At 61.2% G+C, this 18091-nt stretch carries 20 protein-coding genes; 12 read left to right on the top strand and 8 right to left on the bottom strand.

The features are described 5' to 3' along the window. From phnL to phnP, 5 genes are read left to right on the top strand one after another with little or no spacing between them, the layout of a single operon-like run. The gene (phnL, locus tag ACJ8PN_RS11495) at positions 1 to 705 is read left to right on the top strand and encodes a phosphonate C-P lyase system protein PhnL (protein WP_019453319.1); all 705 of its coding nucleotides are present in this window, start codon (positions 1 to 3) and stop codon (positions 703 to 705) included. Beyond that, a complete protein-coding gene (phnM, locus tag ACJ8PN_RS11490; RefSeq protein WP_004933428.1) occupies positions 705 to 1841 on the top strand; it encodes an alpha-D-ribose 1-methylphosphonate 5-triphosphate diphosphatase in 1137 nt (378 codons plus the stop codon). The genes phnL and phnM overlap by 1 nt, the downstream gene beginning before the upstream one ends. Further along, positions 1841 to 2410: a ribose 1,5-bisphosphokinase gene (gene phnN / locus ACJ8PN_RS11485; RefSeq protein WP_442534948.1), complete on the top strand. Its 570-nt coding sequence runs from the start codon at positions 1841 to 1843 to the stop codon at positions 2408 to 2410. The genes phnM and phnN overlap by 1 nt, the downstream gene beginning before the upstream one ends. Next, positions 2407 to 3009: a DapH/DapD/GlmU-related protein gene (locus ACJ8PN_RS11480; protein ID WP_015376431.1), complete on the top strand. Its 603-nt coding sequence runs from the start codon at positions 2407 to 2409 to the stop codon at positions 3007 to 3009. Before phnN ends, ACJ8PN_RS11480 begins: the two co-directional genes overlap by 4 nt. A 12-nt stretch (positions 3010 to 3021) precedes the next feature. Beyond that, positions 3022 to 3804 (top strand): phosphonate metabolism protein PhnP, encoded by a 783-nt coding sequence (gene phnP, locus ACJ8PN_RS11475; RefSeq protein ID WP_437189439.1) that lies wholly within the window; start codon positions 3022 to 3024, stop codon positions 3802 to 3804. Here the strand turns inward: phnP and ACJ8PN_RS11470 are convergent. After that, on the bottom strand, positions 3761 to 4393 hold the full coding sequence (locus tag ACJ8PN_RS11470) for an NAD(P)H-binding protein (protein ID WP_171453226.1): 633 nt from the start codon (positions 4391 to 4393) through the stop codon (positions 3761 to 3763). The two genes, phnP and ACJ8PN_RS11470, sit on opposite strands and share 44 nt — an antisense overlap. Positions 4394 to 4423: 30 nt before the next feature. Beyond that, positions 4424 to 4864 (bottom strand): YhbP family protein, encoded by a 441-nt coding sequence (locus tag ACJ8PN_RS11465; protein WP_015376428.1) that lies wholly within the window; start codon positions 4862 to 4864, stop codon positions 4424 to 4426. Positions 4865 to 5297: 433 nt separating this feature from the next. On the opposite strand from ACJ8PN_RS11465, the gene speFL reads away from it, so the two are divergent. From speFL to ACJ8PN_RS11445, 4 genes are all read left to right on the top strand, one after another. Beyond that, a complete protein-coding gene (speFL, locus tag ACJ8PN_RS11460; RefSeq protein WP_004933443.1) occupies positions 5298 to 5402 on the top strand; it encodes a leader peptide SpeFL in 105 nt (34 codons plus the stop codon). A gap of 273 nt (positions 5403 to 5675) precedes the next feature. Further along, positions 5676 to 7838, top strand: a complete 2163-nt coding sequence (gene speF, locus ACJ8PN_RS11455) for an ornithine decarboxylase SpeF (protein ID WP_082997135.1) — start codon at positions 5676 to 5678, stop codon at positions 7836 to 7838. 62 nt (positions 7839 to 7900) lie between these two features. Beyond that, positions 7901 to 9217, top strand: a complete 1317-nt coding sequence (gene potE / locus ACJ8PN_RS11450; protein WP_044031912.1) for a putrescine-ornithine antiporter — start codon at positions 7901 to 7903, stop codon at positions 9215 to 9217. A gap of 86 nt (positions 9218 to 9303) precedes the next feature. Further along, on the top strand, positions 9304 to 9609 hold the full coding sequence (locus ACJ8PN_RS11445) for a GIY-YIG nuclease family protein (RefSeq protein WP_442534947.1): 306 nt from the start codon (positions 9304 to 9306) through the stop codon (positions 9607 to 9609). Here the strand turns inward: ACJ8PN_RS11445 and ACJ8PN_RS11440 are convergent. Both ACJ8PN_RS11440 and ubiT read right to left on the bottom strand, forming a co-directional pair. After that, positions 9596 to 10099, bottom strand: coding sequence for a GNAT family N-acetyltransferase (locus tag ACJ8PN_RS11440; protein ID WP_442534946.1), 504 nt, complete (start codon positions 10097 to 10099; stop codon positions 9596 to 9598). The two genes, ACJ8PN_RS11445 and ACJ8PN_RS11440, sit on opposite strands and share 14 nt — an antisense overlap. Beyond that, a complete protein-coding gene (gene ubiT, locus ACJ8PN_RS11435) occupies positions 10093 to 10614 on the bottom strand; it encodes a ubiquinone anaerobic biosynthesis accessory factor UbiT (protein ID WP_033633544.1) in 522 nt (173 codons plus the stop codon). Before ubiT ends, ACJ8PN_RS11440 begins: the two co-directional genes overlap by 7 nt. 258 nt (positions 10615 to 10872) lie before the next feature. Here ubiT and ubiU point away from each other — a divergent pair, with 258 nt between their 5' ends. Beyond that, positions 10873 to 11868, top strand: coding sequence for a ubiquinone anaerobic biosynthesis protein UbiU (gene ubiU / locus ACJ8PN_RS11430; protein ID WP_033631633.1), 996 nt, complete (start codon positions 10873 to 10875; stop codon positions 11866 to 11868). A gap of 11 nt (positions 11869 to 11879) precedes the next feature. Then, positions 11880 to 12758, top strand: a complete 879-nt coding sequence (locus tag ACJ8PN_RS11425) for a U32 family peptidase (RefSeq protein WP_411261044.1) — start codon at positions 11880 to 11882, stop codon at positions 12756 to 12758. A gap of 307 nt (positions 12759 to 13065) precedes the next feature. On the opposite strand, the gene ACJ8PN_RS11420 is transcribed toward ACJ8PN_RS11425, so the two are convergent. The 4 genes from ACJ8PN_RS11420 to ACJ8PN_RS11405 form a co-directional block, all read right to left on the bottom strand. Next, the gene (locus tag ACJ8PN_RS11420; RefSeq protein WP_442534945.1) at positions 13066 to 13485 is read right to left on the bottom strand and encodes a hypothetical protein; all 420 of its coding nucleotides are present in this window, start codon (positions 13483 to 13485) and stop codon (positions 13066 to 13068) included. A gap of 109 nt (positions 13486 to 13594) precedes the next feature. Further along, on the bottom strand, positions 13595 to 14734 hold the full coding sequence (locus ACJ8PN_RS11415; protein ID WP_442534944.1) for an ABC transporter permease: 1140 nt from the start codon (positions 14732 to 14734) through the stop codon (positions 13595 to 13597). Then, positions 14731 to 15885, bottom strand: a complete 1155-nt coding sequence (locus ACJ8PN_RS11410; protein ID WP_044029869.1) for an ABC transporter permease — start codon at positions 15883 to 15885, stop codon at positions 14731 to 14733. The genes ACJ8PN_RS11415 and ACJ8PN_RS11410 overlap by 4 nt, the downstream gene beginning before the upstream one ends. Beyond that, complete coding sequence (locus tag ACJ8PN_RS11405; RefSeq protein ID WP_004933479.1) at positions 15867 to 16838, bottom strand: HlyD family secretion protein; 972 nt, start codon at positions 16836 to 16838, stop codon at positions 15867 to 15869. Before ACJ8PN_RS11405 ends, ACJ8PN_RS11410 begins: the two co-directional genes overlap by 19 nt. A 231-nt stretch (positions 16839 to 17069) precedes the next feature. On the opposite strand from ACJ8PN_RS11405, the gene ACJ8PN_RS11400 reads away from it, so the two are divergent. After that, entirely contained in the window at positions 17070 to 18083 is a 1014-nt protein-coding gene (locus tag ACJ8PN_RS11400) for a luciferase-like monooxygenase (RefSeq protein ID WP_033633542.1), read from the top strand. Positions 18084 to 18091 lie beyond the last annotated feature (8 nt).

The raw sequence follows: 18091 nt of genomic DNA, 5'->3' as shown, positions 1-18091 counted from the left end.
ATGACTATGCAAATCCGAGTTGAACATCTCAGTAAAACCTTTGTGCTGCATCAGCAGTACGGCACCCGCCTGCCGGTGCTGCACGACGCCAACCTGACGGTCCACGGCGGCGAATGCGTGGTGCTGCACGGCCACTCCGGCAGCGGCAAATCCACCCTGCTGCGTTCGCTGTACGCCAACTACCTGCCGGACAGCGGCCATATCTGGATCAATCACCAGGGCGACTGGCTGGACATGGTCAGCGCCGATGCGCGCCAGATTCTGGCGGTGCGCCGCCATACGCTGGGCTGGGTCAGCCAGTTCCTGCGGGTGATCCCGCGCATCAGCGCGCTGGAGGTGGTGATGCAGCCGCTGCTGGAGCAGGGCGTCGAGCGCGCCGAGTGCCGCGAACGCGCCGAAGCGCTGCTCGCCGCGCTCAACGTGCCGCAGCGCCTGTGGCCGCTGGCGCCGTCCACCTTCTCCGGCGGTGAGCAGCAGCGGGTGAACATCGCACGCGGCTTTATCGTCGATTACCCCATTCTGTTGCTGGATGAACCGACCGCCTCGCTCGACAGCCGCAACAGCGCGGCGGTGGTGCAGCTTATCGAACGCGCCAAGGCGCGCGGCGCGGCGATCGTCGGCATTTTTCACGATGAAGGCGTCCGCCGACAGGTCGCCGACCGGCTTTATGACATGCAGGCGCCGCAGGCGCTGGAGGCCCTCTGATGATCGTCAATAACGTTAAGCTGGTGCTGGATGACCAGGTGGTGCAAGGCTCGCTGGAGATGCAGGATGGCGTGATCCGCAGCTTCGCCGACGGCCCGAGCCGGCTGCCGCAGGCGCTGGACGGCGACGGCGGCTGGCTGCTGCCGGGGCTGATCGAACTGCATACCGACAACCTGGACAAGTTCTTTACCCCGCGCCCGAACGTCGACTGGCCGGCCCATTCGGCGATGAGCAGCCACGATGCGCTGATGGTGGCCAACGGCATCACCACGGTGCTGGACGCGGTGGCGATCGGCGACGTGCGCGACGGCGGCCACCGGCTGGAAAACCTGCAGAAGATGATCGACGCGGTGATCCACAGCCAGCGCGCCGGGGTGAACCGCGCCGAGCACCGGCTGCACCTGCGCTGCGAGCTGCCGCACGAGAGCACGCTGCCGTTGTTCGAACAGCTAATGGACAAGCCGGGCGTGTCGCTGGTGTCGCTGATGGACCATTCGCCAGGCCAGCGTCAGTTCGCCTCGCGCGAAAAATACCGCGAATATTATCAGGGCAAATACCACCTCAACGACCAGCAGATGAGCGAGTACGAGGAGCAGCAGGTTGCCCTGTCCGCCCGCTGGGCCGCGCCGAACCGCGAGGCGATCGCCGCCCACTGCCGCGCGCGCCGCATCTCGCTGGCCAGCCATGACGACGCCACCGCCGCGCACGTGGCCGAATCCTGCGCGCTGGGCAGCGCGATCGCAGAGTTCCCCACCACCGAGGCGGCCGCCCGCGCCTCGCACCAGCAGGGCCTGCAGGTGCTGATGGGCGCGCCGAACATCGTGCGCGGCGGCTCCCACTCCGGCAACGTGGCGGCGCACCACCTGGCGGCGCTGGGGGTGCTGGACATTCTCTCTTCCGATTATTACCCGGCCAGCCTGCTGGACGCGGCGTTTCGCCTCGCGGCGGACGAACGCAACGCCTACGATCTGCCCCAGGCGGTGCGCATGATCACCCGCAACCCAGCGCGGGCGCTGGATCTGCAGGATCGCGGCACCATCGCCGAAGGATTGCGGGCGGATCTGGTACTGGCACGGCCGCACGGCGAGCACGTTTATGTGCAGAACGTGTGGCGCCAGGGCAGGCAGGTGTTCTGATGGCGCGGCTCATCTATCTGATGGGGCCTTCCGGCGCAGGCAAGGACAGCCTGCTGGCCGCGCTGCGGGCCGACGCCGACCGCGCGCCGCTGGTGGCGCACCGTTACATCACCCGGCCGGCGGACGCCGGCTGCGAGAATCATATTGCGCTGAGCGAACCGGAATTTCTGCGCCGCCGCGCCAAGGGGCTGTTCGCGCTCGACTGGCAGGCGCACCAGCAGCGCTACGCGTTTGGGATCGAGGTGGATCTTTGGCTGCTGCAGGGGATCGACGTGGCGGTCAACGGTTCACGCGCCCACCTGCCGCAGGCACAGCAGCGCTATGGGGCGCAGCTGCTGCCGGTGTGCCTGCAGGTCAGCGCCGGGATCCTGCGCCGGCGCCTGCAAGATCGAGGGCGGGAAAGCGCTGAACAGATCGAGCAGCGGCTGGCGCGGGCGGCGGAATATCAGCAGAGCCTGCCCGCCAGCTGCCGGGTGCTGCACAACGACGGCCCACTCGACGACACCCTGGCGGCGCTGCTGGCGCTGCTGCCGACCTCTACCCGACAAACTCAGGACGCGACGCCATGAACGACTTCGCCCAGCCGAAAATCGGCGACAACGTGACCCTTAACCGCACCCGGCTCGGCCAATATGTGCATCTGGCCGACGATGCGATCCTGGAAGAGGTGGAGATGGGGGACTACTCCTACACCGCCGGGCACAACCAGATCTTTTACGCCACTATCGGCAAGTTCGTCTCCATCGCCTCCTATGCGCGCATCAATCCCGGCAACCACCCGACCTACCAGCGCATCGCGCAGCACCACTTCACCTACCGCGCCTCCGAATACGGGCTGGGGGAAGATGACGCTGCGTTCTTCGACTGGCGGCGCGAGCACCATGTCACCGTCGGCCACGACGTGTGGATCGGCCATAACGCCATCCTGATGCCGGGCGTCAGCGTCGGCAACGGCGCAGTGATCGGCAGCGCGGCGGTGGTCACCAAGGACGTGGAGCCTTACAGCATCGTCGCCGGCGTGGCGGCCAAAAAGATCGGCATGCGCTTTGACGATGCGCTGATAGAGCGTATCGAACGCAGCCAGTGGTGGCACTGGGATCACGCCACGCTGCAGGCGCGGCTGGCGGATTTTCGCGACATCAACCGCTTTGCGCAGAAGTACCTTTAACGGAGGGGAGCGATGCAACTGACCTTTCTCGGCACCGGCGGCGCGCAGCAGGTGCCGGTGTTCGGCTGCGACTGCCCGATCTGCCAACGGGCGCGGCGCGAGCCGGCATTTCGGCGGCGAGCGTGCAGCGCCATGCTCAACTATCAGGGGGAAACGACCTTATTGGATGCGGGATTACCGGCTTTGGAGCGGCGATTTTCGGCGGGGCAAATTCAACGTTTTTTACTGACACATTACCACATGGATCACGTTCAGGGGTTATTTCCTTTGCGTTGGGGGTGCGGAAATTTAATTCCGGTATATGGCCCGCCGGATGAACAGGGCTGCGACGATCTATTCAAACACCCCGGCATTCTGGCGTTTCAGCCGCCGCTGGCGCCCTTCGCCACCGTCGAGCTGGGCGGCATGCGCATCACCCCGCTGCCGCTGCAACACTCCAAACTGACCCACGGCTATCTGATCCAGGCGGCGGGCGCTGCGCTGGCCTACCTGACCGACACCGTCGGCCTGCCGCCGGCCACCGCCGACTATCTGCAGAACGTGGCGCTGGATCTGCTGGTGCTCGATTGCAGCCTGCCGCCTCAGCCGCAGGCGCCGCGCAACCACAACGATCTGACCCGCGCGCAGGAGACGCAGCGGTTGCTGCAACCCAAACGCACGCTGCTGACGCACATCAGCCATCATCTCGATCGGTGGCTGCTGGACAACGAACTGCCCGCCGGCCTGGAGCTGGCGTTCGATCACCTCAGCGTCAGCCTCGGTAGCAATGCAGCCGGTCCGACTCCAGCACCCTGACCCCTTCACCCGGCGTGAACGCCTGCTGCAGCAGCGTTTGCGCCACGTCTTTGGCGGCGACCGCCCGCCATTTGCCGGGCAGCAGCCTGAACAGCGGCAGCGTGAGGCGCTCCATCAGGCGCGGCGCCGGGCGCTCTCCCACCAGCATGGAAGGCCGCACCAGCGTCAGGCGCGGCCAGCGCTGTTCGCGCAGCGCCTGCTCCATCTCGCCTTTGGTGCGGTTATACAGGAAGGTGGAATCCGCATTGGCACCCAACGCGCTCACCACCAGACAGTGCTGCGCCCCCAACCGGCGGCCGGTCAGCGCGCTCTCCACCACCAGTTGGTAATCGACGTAGCGGAAGGCATCGGCGCTGCCCGCCGCCCGGCGGGTGGTGCCCAGGCAGCAGAACACCAGATCGACCGGTTGCTGCAGGCTACTCAGCAGTTCGAACAGCGCATCGCCGACCGGGTTGGTCAGCTTGCCGTGCGGCGGCAGCGGCGTGCGCGTCGGCGCCACGATGGCCGTTATCTGCGGATCGCTTTGCAACCGCTGCAGCAACTCGCGCCCCACCAGCCCGGTTGCGCCGACTAACAGTGCTCGCGCCATGCGATCTCCCGTTGTAATGGCTATGTCGACTTAAAGTATAGACCGCGCCCAGTGCAGCTTCTTGCCGAAGCCGAGGGTGTTGTCGGTCATCTTCACCTCGTGCAGATCCAGCCGCCAAACCGAGGCTTTCATCGCCCTGGCGATCGGGAAGCGCTTGCAGTAACGCGCGCGCGCCGCCTCGGCCTCTTCGCCGCTCAGCAGCACCGCCTCGGCGCGGTACTGCACGCCGCGGATCAGCGCGATGCTTTTCGGCTTCGGCGCGATGGTGCCGACCACCCGGCCGTTGTTCAGCATCAGCCCGCCGTGGCGGGTGTGCGGTTCGGTCATCAGCCACAGCGCCATCGTCGCGGCGTCGAACACGTAAAAACAGTTGGCGCACCACATGTCGAGGCCGTCGCCGGCGCACAGCGTCAAGACGTGTTGTTTACCGATAAAATCCGCAATCTGCTGCCGTTGTTCTGGGGTATTCAAGGTTACTCGCCTCCCTGTTCACTCACTTCATCTTACCCTGCGTTGTTGAGGCGAGTCACAAATAACGATAATCATCAAAAATCTTGCATGAATACAAAACCATTATATTTGAATTTTTACCCACTACAGCATAAAGCAGGTTGATAACATAAATAACACAATGCTGATTTATTTTATCGTTATACAGCCGGTTATTTGACCGCTTTTTTTATTCCTTCTCGAGCGACATCAAAATTAAGCGCTCAAGGCCCGCGAACATTAGCAATTCATTTACATGCCAACCTCTGCGTCTGGATGATACTTATGCAACACATTGCATAACCGGTGAATAGTTATTTATCAAAACCGGCATTTATGTGATCATAATCACAATTTTTAGTGCATCTTGCGCTAAAATAGCGCCATCTTTTCACTCAGCAAGGTGGATTAGAAAATGGAAAACAATAACCGAAAAATGGCGCACATCAGGCGTACAACCCATATTATGATGATGGCTCATCGCAGCTGCTTTAGCTTCGCATTCTTTAACTACAGATAACCCTCCCCCTCGCTCTTACGCCGTTGTTAAGAGTGTCTTTGCGTTTCACTTTATTCTCCGCACTCCGGTGATAATGTCTTTTTCTCGCTAAGCGGGAAGGGCGCGCAATACATTTTTAATTTCGGCCAAGCGCATTCAAGCCAAATAAAACAGCGAACACAGTTAATGCCTTTCGGCATCACTGGGTTCTCGCACACCTTTATTTTCGTGAAGGCGTTAGCGGCAAATGAAATTATTTGCTGGCGGAATGCCTTTGCCTGAAGAATGAGAAAAATGAAAAAATTAAAAATTGCCGCCAACACCCAAACCCTCGGCTGCTTTGAAACTGAACGCGACATCGTCGATGTGCATCACAGCGATTTCAATGACGTCGCCGCCATCGTGCTGTCGGTAGAAGACGTCGCGCAAGGTATGGTGGCGCGCATCGAAGAGCACGGCCTGAACATTCCGCTGTTCGTCGCCGTCTGCTGCGAAGAAGAGCTGGATAACGCCGTCTTGCCGGCGCTGCACGGCGTATTTGAACTGTGCGGCAAGAATACCCAGTTCTACGGCAAACAGCTGGAGGCCGCCGCCGCAAAATATGAGAGCGAGCTGCTGCCGCCATTCTTCAACACGCTGACGCAATACGTAGAAATGGGCAACGCCACTTTCGCCTGCCCTGGCCACCAGGGCGGCGAGTTCTTCCGCAAACACCCGGCGGGCCGCCAGTTCTTCGACTTCTACGGCGAAACGATTTTCCGCTCCGACATGTGCAACGCCGACGTCAAACTGGGCGACCTGTTGATCCACGAAGGCGCGCCTTGCGCCGCGCAGCAGCACGCCGCCAAGGTGTTCAACGCCGACAAGACCTACTTCGTGCTCAACGGCACCTCGGCCTCGAACAAGGTGGCGACCAACGCCCTGCTGACGCGCGGCGATCTGGTGCTGTTCGACCGCAACAACCATAAATCCAACCACCACGGCGCGTTGATCCAGGCCGGCGCCACGCCGGTTTATCTGGAAACCGCCCGTAACCCATTCGGCTTTATCGGCGGCATCGACGCGCACTGCTTCGACGAGCGCTACCTGCGCCAGCAGATCCGCGAGGTGGCGCCGGAACGCGCCAACGAGGCCCGCCCGTTCCGCCTGGCGATCATCCAGCTCGGCACCTACGACGGCACCATCTACAACGCCCGTCAGGTGGTCGACAAGATTGGCCACCTGTGCGACTACATCCTGTTCGACTCCGCCTGGGTGGGCTATGAGCAGTTCATTCCGATGATGAAAGACTGCTCGCCGCTGCTGCTGGAGCTGAACGAAAACGATCCCGGCATCATCGTCACCCAGTCGGTGCACAAACAGCAGGCCGGTTTCTCGCAGACTTCGCAGATCCACAAAAAAGACAAGCATATCAAGGGGCAGAGCCGCTACTGCAACCATAAGCGCTTCAACAACGCCTTTATGCTGCACGCCTCCACCAGCCCGTTCTATCCGCTGTTCGCCGCGCTGGACGTCAACGCCAAGATGCACGAGGGCAAGAGCGGCCAGCGCCTGTGGCAAGAATGTGTGCGCGTGGGCATCGAAGCGCGCAAAATGCTGCTGGATACCTGCACGATGATCAAACCGTTCGTGCCGGATCAGATCGACGGCAAGCCGTGGCAGGCCTATGACACCGCGGCGATGGCCAACGATCTGCGCTTCTTCAACTTCGTGCCCGGCGAGAAATGGCATGCCTTTGAAGGCTATGCCGAGTCGCAGTACTTCGTCGATCCGTGCAAACTGCTGCTCACCACGCCGGGCATCGATACCGCGACCGGCAGCTACAGCGAGTTCGGCATCCCGGCGACCATTCTGGCCAACTACCTGCGTGAAAACGGCATCGTGCCGGAAAAATGCGATCTCAACTCGATCCTGTTCCTGCTGACGCCGGCGGAAGACATCGCCAAGATGCAACACCTGGTGGCCCTGATCGCCCGCTTCGAGAAGCACATCGAGCAAAACTCCCTGCTCAGCGAGGTGCTGCCTGCGGTCTATAAAAACCACCAGCAGCGCTACAAAAACTACACCATCCGCCAGCTGTGCCAGGAAATGCACGACCTTTACGTCAGCTATGACGTTAAAGAACTGCAAAAAGAGATGTTCCGCAAAAGTTATTTCCCGCGCGTGGTGATGAATCCGCAGGACGCCAATACCGAGTTTGTTCGCGGCAACGTGGAATTGGTCTCGCTGGCCAAGGCCGAGGGCCGCATCGCCGCCGAAGGCGCCCTGCCTTACCCACCAGGCGTGCTGTGCGTGGTGCCCGGTGAAATTTGGGGCGGCGCCGCGCAGCGTTATTTCCTGGCACTGGAAGAAGGCATCAATTTATTGCCGGGATTCGCGCCGGAATTGCAGGGCGTTTATATCCAACAGGATGAGGACGGCTGGAACCGCGCTTACGGCTACGTCATGAAAAATTAATCACCTTACGGGGCGGTGATTATTCTCGCCGCCCGGATCGCATCCTAAAAGAGAAAATGATCATGAGTAAGTCCAATAATAAAATGGGGGTCGTGCAATTAACGATCCTGACCGCCGTGAACATGATGGGTTCCGGCATAATTATGCTGCCGACCAAGCTGGCCGAAGTGGGCACGATTTCGATCGTTTCCTGGCTGGTGACCGCCGTCGGCTCGATGGCGCTGGCCTACGCCTTCGCCAAATGCGGCATGTTCAGCCGTAAATCCGGCGGCATGGGCGGCTACGCCGAATACGCCTTCGGTAAATCAGGCAACTTTATGGCGAACTACACCTATGGCGTTTCGCTGCTGATCGCCAACATCGCCATCGCCATTTCCGCCGTCGGCTACGGCACCGAGCTGTTTGGCGCTACGCTCAGCCCGCTCGGGATCTGCATCGCCACCATCGGCGTGCTGTGGCTTGCGACCGTCGCCAACTTCGGCGGTGCGCGCATTACCGGCAAAATCAGCGGCATCACCGTCTGGGGCGTGATCATTCCGGTGGTGGGCATCTCGGTCATCGGCTGGTACTGGTTCAGCGGCAGCGCCTACGTCGCCGCCTGGAACCCGCATCAGGTGCCGACCTTCGAAGCCATCGGCGCCTCGATCTCGATGACCCTGTGGGCATTCCTGGGGCTGGAATCCGCCTGCGCCAATACCGACGTGGTGGAAAACCCGGAGCGCAACGTGCCGATCGCCGTACTGGGCGGCACCCTCAGCGCGGCGGTGATCTATATCGTTTCGACCAACGTGATCGCCGGCATCGTGCCGAACATGGATCTGGCCAACTCCACCGCTCCGTTCGGGCTGGCGTTCTCCCACATGTTCAACCCGACGGTCGGCAAGATCATCATGGCGTTGATGGTGATGTCCTGCGTCGGCTCGCTGCTCGGCTGGCAGTTCACCATCGCGCAGGTGTTCAAATCCTCCGCCGACAGCGGCTTCTTCCCGAAAATCTTCTCCAGGCTGAGCAAGGCCGACGCGCCGGTCAAAGGCATGCTGACCATCGTCGTCATCCAGAGCGGTTTGTCTCTGATGACTATCAGCCCGTCGCTGAACAAGCAGTTCAACGTGCTGGTGAACCTGGCGGTGGTGACCAACATCATCCCGTACATCCTGTCGATGGCGGCGCTGGTCATTATTCAGAAAGTGGCGAAGGTGCCGGACAACAAGGCGCGCATCGCCAATATCATCGCCGGCATCGGCGCGCTGTACAGCTTCTATGCGCTTTACAGCTCCGGTGAGGAAGCGATGATGTGGGGCGCCATCGCCACCTTCCTCGGCTGGACGCTGTACGGCATCGTCTCGCCGCGCTTCGAGCTGGCGGGAAAAAAGGGGTAAAGCGGTAAAGCACCGGCGGCCGGGGGTGGGATTGTGGCGGCGAACATGCCATCATACGCCGACCCTGGCCACCGAAACGGCGTACGATGACCGATACCTCCCCCACTCCCTGGCACCTCTATATGCTGCGTTTACCGAGCGGCATGCTGTATACCGGCATCACCACCGACGTGGCGCGCCGCCTGGCGCAGCATCAGGCCGGCAAAGGCGCCAAGGCACTGCGCGGTAAAGGGGAGCTGACGCTGGCGTTTCACTGCCAGGTGGGGGATCGCTCAACGGCGCTGAAGCTGGAATACCGCGTCAAACAGCTGAGCAAAATACAAAAAGAGCGGCTGGTGAATCACCCGCCGCTGTCGTTGGCGTCTTTGTTGCCGGTGGTTAAAAGCGATTAAACGGCGCCGAAAAAGCCACTTCGCCGCTGACGCCATTCAGGGCGTCTTGCGCCAGCGTATACACCTGGAATGCGCTTTCCGCGTCCGGCCAGCGACAATTCAGGCCATAGGCGGCGGCCGGTTTGAAGCCGAAGCGGCCGTAATAGGCCGGATCGCCCAGCACCACCACCGCGGCGTAGCTGAATTCGTTCAGCGAATCCAACCCCTCGTACACCAGCTTTTCAGCCAGCCCCTGGCGGCGCAGGCTTTCGTCTACCGCCAGCGGCGCCAGCGCCACCCATTGGCGATCTTCGCCGGCCACATCCACCGGGCTGAACGCGGCGTAACCTACTACCCCGCCTTCGTCGTCAGTGGCGACCACGCCCAGCGTCAGCAGACCGTCTTCGCGCAGCTGTTGCACCAGGTCTGCTTCGTCGTCGCGGCCAAAGGCGCGGCGCAGCAAGGCATCGATACCCGCCGCGTCTACCGGGATCTCTACGCGGATCAGCATGATACCGCCACACGGGAAGCCGACGCCGTGCCCTCCTGCAGCCCTGCTTCGACAAAATCAGCCAACTGCAGCAACCCCATGCGCAGCGGCGCAGGCATGCTTTCCAGCTCGATGGCGTCCATCAAATTTTTCACATACAGGCCCAATTCGGTATCCCCTTCAATCTGCAGCCGACGCTGAAAGAACAGCGTATCCGGATCTTGCTTGCGCGCCGCGATCAGGATCAGATCGTTGGCGTCGCCGCTGAAGCTGACGTCCGCTTCGGCGTGCTGGCTGACCACCAGTTTGTCGTTTTCTACCGTCATAAACCAGTGTAGCGCCAGATCGCGAACTTCGATCTTTAACCAGCGCGATTCGAGAAATTCCAGATCCCCATCCGCCAACGCCTGGCGAAACTGCCAGCTCAGCACCTGTTGCAGCAGCTGGCGCTGCAGGGCGAACGGCGTGAATTTCAGCGGGATGCGCAGCAGCGACGGCCCCTGGCGCACAAGGCGTGCTCGTAGTTGTTCCAACACGGTCATCCACTCCTTTCAATACGGACTACCGCTATTTTGCCACACTGGCGCGCGGCTTCAGCGGTCTATATCAACAAATAGTGCATTTCACCGCCATGTTTATCAATACGCCATAAGCTGCCCCAAATCAAAACCTGTGTGCGCCCCTTTGCCTAAAATGGCCTCCCCGATTCGCGTTTGCCGGCGGAACACCGCCGCCGGCAACCTTTAAAGACAGCGTGCGCCCGGCCGGGCGCACGGCTAAGCCAGGATAAATCTATGGAGCTGCTTTGCCCCGCCGGCAACCTGCCGGCCCTGAAGGCCGCAGTGGATAACGGCGCCGACGCCGTTTACATCGGTCTGAAAGACGATACCAACGCGCGCCACTTCGCCGGCCTCAACTTCACCGAGAAAAAGCTGCAGGAAGCGGTCGATTACGTGCATCGCCACGGCCGCAAACTGCATATCGCCATCAACACCTTCGCCCATCCCGACGGCTACGCCCGCTGGCAGCGAGCGGTGGATATGGCTGCCCAGCTGGGTGCCGACGCGCTGATTCTGGCGGATCTGGCGATGCTGGAATACGCCGCCCAGCGCTACCCGCAGCTGGAGCGCCACGTTTCGGTGCAGGCTTCCGCCACCAACGAGGAAGCGATCCGTTTCTACCAGCGCAACTTCGAGGTGGGCCGGGTAGTGCTGCCGCGCGTGCTGTCGATGCACCAGGTGAAGCAGCTGGCGCGCACCAGCCCGGTGCCGCTGGAAGTGTTCGCCTTCGGCAGCCTGTGCATCATGGCCGAAGGACGCTGCTATCTCTCTTCCTACCTGACCGGCGAGTCGCCGAACACCGTCGGCGCCTGTTCGCCGGCGCGTTTCGTGCGCTGGCAGCAAACCCCGCAGGGCATGGAGTCGCGCCTGAACGACGTGCTGATCGACCGCTACCAGGACCACGAAAACGCCGGTTACCCGACGCTGTGCAAGGGCCGCTATCTGGTGGACGACGTGCGCTACCACGCGCTGGAAGAGCCCACCAGCCTCAATACGTTGGAGCTGCTGCCGGAGCTGCTGGCCGCCAACATCGCCTCGGTGAAGATCGAAGGCCGCCAGCGCAGCCCGGCTTACGTCAGCCAGGTGGCGCGCGTCTGGCGCCAGGCGATCGACCGTTGTCAGGCCAATCCCGCCGCCTACCGCGCCGACGCAGCCTGGATGGAGACGCTGGGCGCTATGTCCGAAGGCACCCAGACCACGCTGGGTGCCTATCACCGCAAATGGCAGTAGCCGGAGGAAACATGAAATACGCACTGGGGCCGGTACTCTACTACTGGCCGAAAACCGACATCGCGGCGTTCTATCAACAGGCGGCGGAGAGCAGCGCCGACATCATTTACCTCGGAGAGAGCGTCTGCACCAAACGGCGCGAGATGAAGGTCGGCGATTGGCTGGCGCTGGCGCGCGAAATCGCCCGCAGCGGCAAACAGGTGGTGATCTCCACGCTGGCGCTGCTGCAGGCGCCGTCCGAACTGAATGAGCTGAAACGCTATGTGGAGAACGGCGAGTTCCTGCTTGAAGCCAACGATCTGGGCGCAGTGAACATGGCGGCGGAGCGCGGCTTGCCGTTCGTCGCCGGCCATGCGCTGAACTGTTACAACGCCTATACCCTGCGCCTGCTGCGCCGCCAGGGCATGATCCGCTGGTGCATGCCGGTCGAACTGTCGCGCGACTGGCTGGCCAATCTGCTGACGCAGTGCGACGAGCTGGGCTTTCGCCACGACTTCGAAGTGGAGGTGCTGAGCTACGGCCACCTGCCGCTGGCCTATTCGGCGCGCTGCTTCACCGCCCGCTCGGAGAACCGCGGCAAGGACGAGTGCGAAACCTGCTGCATCAAATATCCGCAGGGCCGCATGATGCGCTCCCAGGAACAACAGCAGGTGTTCGTGCTCAACGGCATCCAGACCATGAGCGGTTACTGCTACAACCTCGGCAACGAGCTGCCAAGCATGCAGGGGCTGGTAGACATCGTGCGGCTGTCGCCGCAGGGCGCCGAGACGCTGGCGCAGATCGACGCCTTCCGCGCCAACGAGCGCGGTGAGCAGCCGCTGGCCTTGACCGACCACGCCGACTGCAACGGCTACTGGCGCCGCGTGGCGGGGTTGGAGTTGGTGTCTTAACGAGGACAGTGCCGGCAGCGGGCGCTGCCGGCACTGTTTATTGATCAAGATTAATGCGGTCATCTCCACCGTGGAACCAATGGAATAAACTTACACACATCAGGCAGCAGCTTCTGATACCAAAATAAGTGAAAACCGCGATGGCCGCATCTACCAAATGTTCTCCGTATGAAATAATACTCAGTGAGGAGAACGAGACAAGTAACATACTCAACGTTAGCGCAATCATATTACACAGCGGGTTTAAAAGACGTCTGTTAACCATAACCCACCCCTTATTTTTGACACTCTAAAAGCGATTTACTCATCACCAGCGACATTGCCCATTAACGCTATTGGCGTTTTTATTCCTACCCAAGGCACCACCGTTATTCTTATTATTCCCGGCTGGGCTGTTATCTGCGCAAGAGACCGCCCCCATTAAGCCACCGGCAACGGCCATACCCATCATCCCTGGCGGGCCGCCGGAAAAACCGGTAAATGCGCCAATGATAATGCCCATTCCAACCTGATTGGCACAAGAGTTTGACGCGCCTCTGCTTGGCCTGTCACGATCGCCGCCGTTATTTCCATCGCCACAACCGCCAATCAATTTCATCTCATCAAAATCAAGCGCTCTTATTGATGACATATTACTCCATCCTTTAAATAACACGTTATAGATAAAGTTAACGCCAACCATTAATTCCCTAAGCAGGTCAGTAATTACAATTACCAAAATCAACATAACAGATCAAATTAAAAATAAGAGTAGACGTCCCGCTAAATAAATCACCTTAAACATATCAATAATACGAAATAATAAAGGCGCCGAAAATGGCGCCTTTATTTATCCCCTACGCCCGCCGTTTCCTGAACATCCCGCGCAGCGCCACGCTGTTGCGCAAGAAGCCGACGCCAAAGCCTAGTAGGGTGTAGACCACACCGAGTATCAGCATCATCACCACGTCGCCCCACACCTCATTCAGCGACAGCCCCATCTGGTTGACGCCGGCGATCGCCTTGGTGCCCCAGGTGGAGGGGATGCTGTACGAGATGGCGCGCACCCAGGCCGGCATCGACTGCAGCGGCCAGATAGTGCCGGACAGGTAGAAGATCGGCGTGGTGATGAACGCCAGCGTCAGGTAGATCATCTCGACGCTGCGCAGACATTCTGTCACCAGCTTGCCCAGCCCCAATACCGCCAGCAGGAACGGGAAGGTCAGCAGCAGCAGCTCGGCGATGTTCGCCGTCTGCCTATAGCCCAATACCCACGGCCACAGCACGAACAACACGATCGACAAGAACAGCCAGATCGGCAGCAGCGCCGTCAGCCCGCCGAGATGCGCCGCCAGCGGCGCCTTGCCGCCGGGCATGCTCTTCATGGCGATATTGACGCGGATACAGGCGATCAGCAGCGAGTGCTGCAACAGCATCACCAGCAGGCCGGGGAAGATGATCGCCGCAAAGCTGATGCCGGGATTGAACACGTCCAGCGTTTGCCCCAGTATCGGCGTCAGCAGTATCTGCGCCTGCCGTTCGCTGAAACCGCTGCGCAGCAGCAGCCCGTTGTTGTACTCCGTCAGCAGCTGCTGATAGGCCGCCACCACGTCTTGTTGGATCTGGCCGTTGGCCAGGCGGTTGGTGGCGTCGCCGTAGACCGGCACCACGATGTTCTGCCCGCTGAGGATCTTCTTCTCCAGATCCACCGGCATGATGATCACCGCAAACAGCTTGCGCCAGCTGAGATCGCGCTGCGCCTGTTCCAGGCTGTCGTAGGTTTCAATCGCGATCTTGGAGGTGGCGTCCAGCTGGCGGATCAGCTGCCGGCTGGCGGTGCTGTGATCCTGATCGACCACCCCCACCGGCAGATCCCAGACAGTGCGGTTGGCGTACACCAGGCTCATGATGCACAGCGACAGGATCAGCATCAGCCACACCGGCCGCTCCAGCATGCCGAGCAGCACTTTAACGAAGGTTTGCCAATAGAGCTTCATCCGGCGTTCCCCTCTTTTGCCAGCCGCGCCGGCAGGCGATTGCGCACCAGCAGCGCGGCCACCAGCGGATAGACCGCCAGCAGCGCGCACACGCTGAAGATGGCGCTGGCGTGCACCTGCCGCAGGAACACGTCGAACATCGCGTACAGCGCGTGGGTCAGCGGTTCGATGTTGGAAATGATGCGCGCCGGCAGCGGCATCGACAGCTCAGGCACCGCCATGCCGGAGAAGGTCATCGCGATACTGACCAAAATACCGATCAGGCTGTAGGCGGTGATGGTGCTGCCGGTAAAGGTGTACAGCAGCAGGCCGATGCTCTGCGCCGCCATCACGTAGAACAAGCCGATCATCAGCATAAACAGCGGGTTGCCGCTGACGCGGGCGTCAAAGATGCCCACCAGCGCCGCGATCTCAACCATCAGCAGGGTGGTGAAACACAGCGTGTACGGCGCCAGCTTGCCGAGCAGCGCCAGGCTGAACGGCTTGGCCTGCAGCAGCGACTTGCTGCGCGCCAGCACGTAGATCATGCAGGTCACCGCGAACAGCTGCAGCAGGTGGATGGTGGCGGCGAACTGCTGGTAATAGATATAGCTGCCGCTGGCGTTGAACAGGCTGCCGTAGGAGAGCGTCACGTCCGCCAGCGGCGGCAACGTTTTGCCCATCTCGGTGGCGATGATGCTGCGGGTGCTGGCGTTGATTTCGTTCATCAGGCCGCCGAAGTCCTGGGTGGAGTACAGCCCGGCGCCGTAAAACAGCGCGTTGTAGTACATCACCACGCTCGGCTGTTTGCCCGACAGCGCATTGGCCTCAAAGTCCGGTGGGATATACAGCAACGCGTAATCCTGCGCGCTGCGCAGGCGGCTCAGCGACTCCGGCAACCCGCCGCCGTATGCCTCGACGTGGGCGTGCGACCCGGCGTCCAGCCGGCGCGTCAGCGATTTGGACAGCGGGCTGTGATCGCTGTCCACCACCGAGACCGGCAGATCGAGCAGCGTGCCTTCGGAGAAGTTGCTGCTGATCAGCGCAAACAGGATCAGCGGAAAGATCCAGCTCAGCCAGTGCACCACCGGGCTGCGAAAGGCGACGCGACACTCTTTGTCGAACGCGTGACTGAAGCAGCGCCAGCCGGCCCTTACTCTTTCCATTGCCATAAGGTGCTCATCCCCGGACGCAGGCCGTCCACCGGCTGTGACGGATACAGGCGCACTTCGAAGGTTTTCAGGTCGAAGTCGCCGGTGGCGCGGGTGGCGCGTTTGGTGGCGTAATCCCCCAGCGGCGCGATGTAACGCACCTCGGTGTCGATCATTTTGTCCTTCAGCGCCGGCACCCGCAGCTTGACCTTGTCGCCTTTGCGCACGTGGGCCAGGATGTCTTCACGCAGGTTAAACACGAAGTAAGCGTCCGGCACCCGGATCAACGTCACCAGCGGGCTGCCGGCGTTCAGCAATTCGCCCACTTCGGCCGGGATCGGCCCCACTTCGCCGTCCACCGGCGCTTTCACCTGCAGATCGTCGCTCTGCGCCTGGATCTGCAGCAGGTTCTCTTCCGCCGCCCGCAGCGCCGCCGCATATTGCTGCCGCTGCTCGACGCGATCGCCGTTGATGCCTTCATCCAGGTTGGCCTTGGCGGCCTGCACCTGCTGGAAGGCGGTGTCGCGCGACCGGCGCGAAGCGTCCAGCTCGGACTTCGAGATATAGCCCTTGCCGGCCACGCTCAGGTTACGGTTGTAGTCGTTTTGCGCATTGCGGTACTGCGCCTCGGCCTGCGCCAGGTTGGCGCGCAGGTTGCGGATGCTCTCTTCACGGGTGCCGTGCAGCGACAGCTCGAGCTGCGCTTTGGCCTCGTCGCGCGTCGCCTGCGCGGAACGCAGCTGCGCCATCAGTTCGGGGCTGTCGAGTTGGATGATCAGCTGGCCGCTTTTCACGTCATCGCCGCGTTCGATCAGGCGTTCAACAACCCGGCCTTTCGCCTTGGATGCGACGATCACTTCGGGGGCATCCACTTCACCCTGCAGCAACAGATCCTGATTGTGCGCGCGGAACAGGATCGCCAATGCGATCGCCACCATCATCAGCAACAGGGTAAACAGCGTCTTTTTTTTCATTATATCGGCTCCCGGAACGGTAAGCGGCGGGCGGGGATCATCATTTCCATGTCTCAAATTGCTCCAAAAAACACCATTGCACTCATGAGGATATCACAAGCACATATCTCCTCTTTTATAACTATAAATTGGATTATGCTTTTAACACTAAAAAGCATCTTTTTTCGGCCTTTTAGTATGCAGATTCCTGCAATCGCCCTTTAAGCGATCCACTCTCTGATGGACGATGTCATGACTGAACACACTGCCGTACCGCTTTCGGTACTGGATTTATCGCCAATCCCGCAAGGGGCCAAGGCGCGCGACGCTTTCCACTGTTCGCTGGATCTGGCGCAACACGCCGAACGCTGGGGCTACCAGCGCTACTGGCTGGCCGAGCACCACAATATGACCGGCATCGGCAGCGCCGCCACCTCAGTGCTGCTGGGCTATCTGGCCGCCGGCACCCAGAGCATTCGCCTCGGCTCCGGCGGCGTAATGCTGCCGAACCATGCGCCGCTGGTGATCGCTGAACAGTTCGGCACGCTGGAATCGCTCTACCCCGGCCGCATCGATCTGGGGCTGGGCCGCGCGCCCGGCACCGATCAACGCACTATGATGGCGCTGCGCCGCCACCTGTCCGGCGATGTGGATACCTTCCCGCGCGACGTGCAGGAGCTGCAAAACTATTTCTGCGACGCGCAGCCCGGCCAGCCGGTGCAGGCGGTGCCGGGCCAGGGGCTGCATGTGCCGCTCTGGCTGCTCGGCTCCAGCCTCTACAGCGCACAGCTGGCGGCGCAGCTCGGCCTGCCGTTCGCCTTCGCTTCGCACTTCGCTCCGGATATGCTGTTCCAGGCGCTGCAGCTGTACCGCGAGAACTTCAAACCCTCCAAACAGCTGGCGCAGCCGCATGCCATGGTGTGCGTCAACGTGATCGCCGCCGACAGCGACCGCGACGCGCGCTTCCTGTTCAGCTCGATGCAGCAGCAGTTCATCAATCTGCGCCGCGGTTCACCCGGCCCGCTGCCGCCGCCGGTGGATAACATCCACGCGCTGTGGACCGCCGGCGAGCAGTACGGCGTCGAACAGGCGCTGCGGATGTCGATCGTCGGCGATGAAAAAACGGTGCGTCACGGGCTGCAAACGCTGCTGCGTGAAACCGATGCCGACGAGATCATGGTCAACGGCCAGATCTTCGATCATCAGGCGCGGCTGCGTTCGTTCGAGATCGTCGCCGGCGTGAAAGGCGACATCGTGAAGGGCTAAAAAGCGAA

It is taken from the genome of Serratia sp. CY76391 (genome assembly GCF_052166695.1).
In the GTDB taxonomy this organism is placed as follows: domain Bacteria; phylum Pseudomonadota; class Gammaproteobacteria; order Enterobacterales; family Enterobacteriaceae; genus Serratia; species Serratia nematodiphila.
The sequence above is the reverse complement of the archived record's forward strand: the minus strand, read 5'-3'. Positions and strand labels throughout refer to the sequence as shown.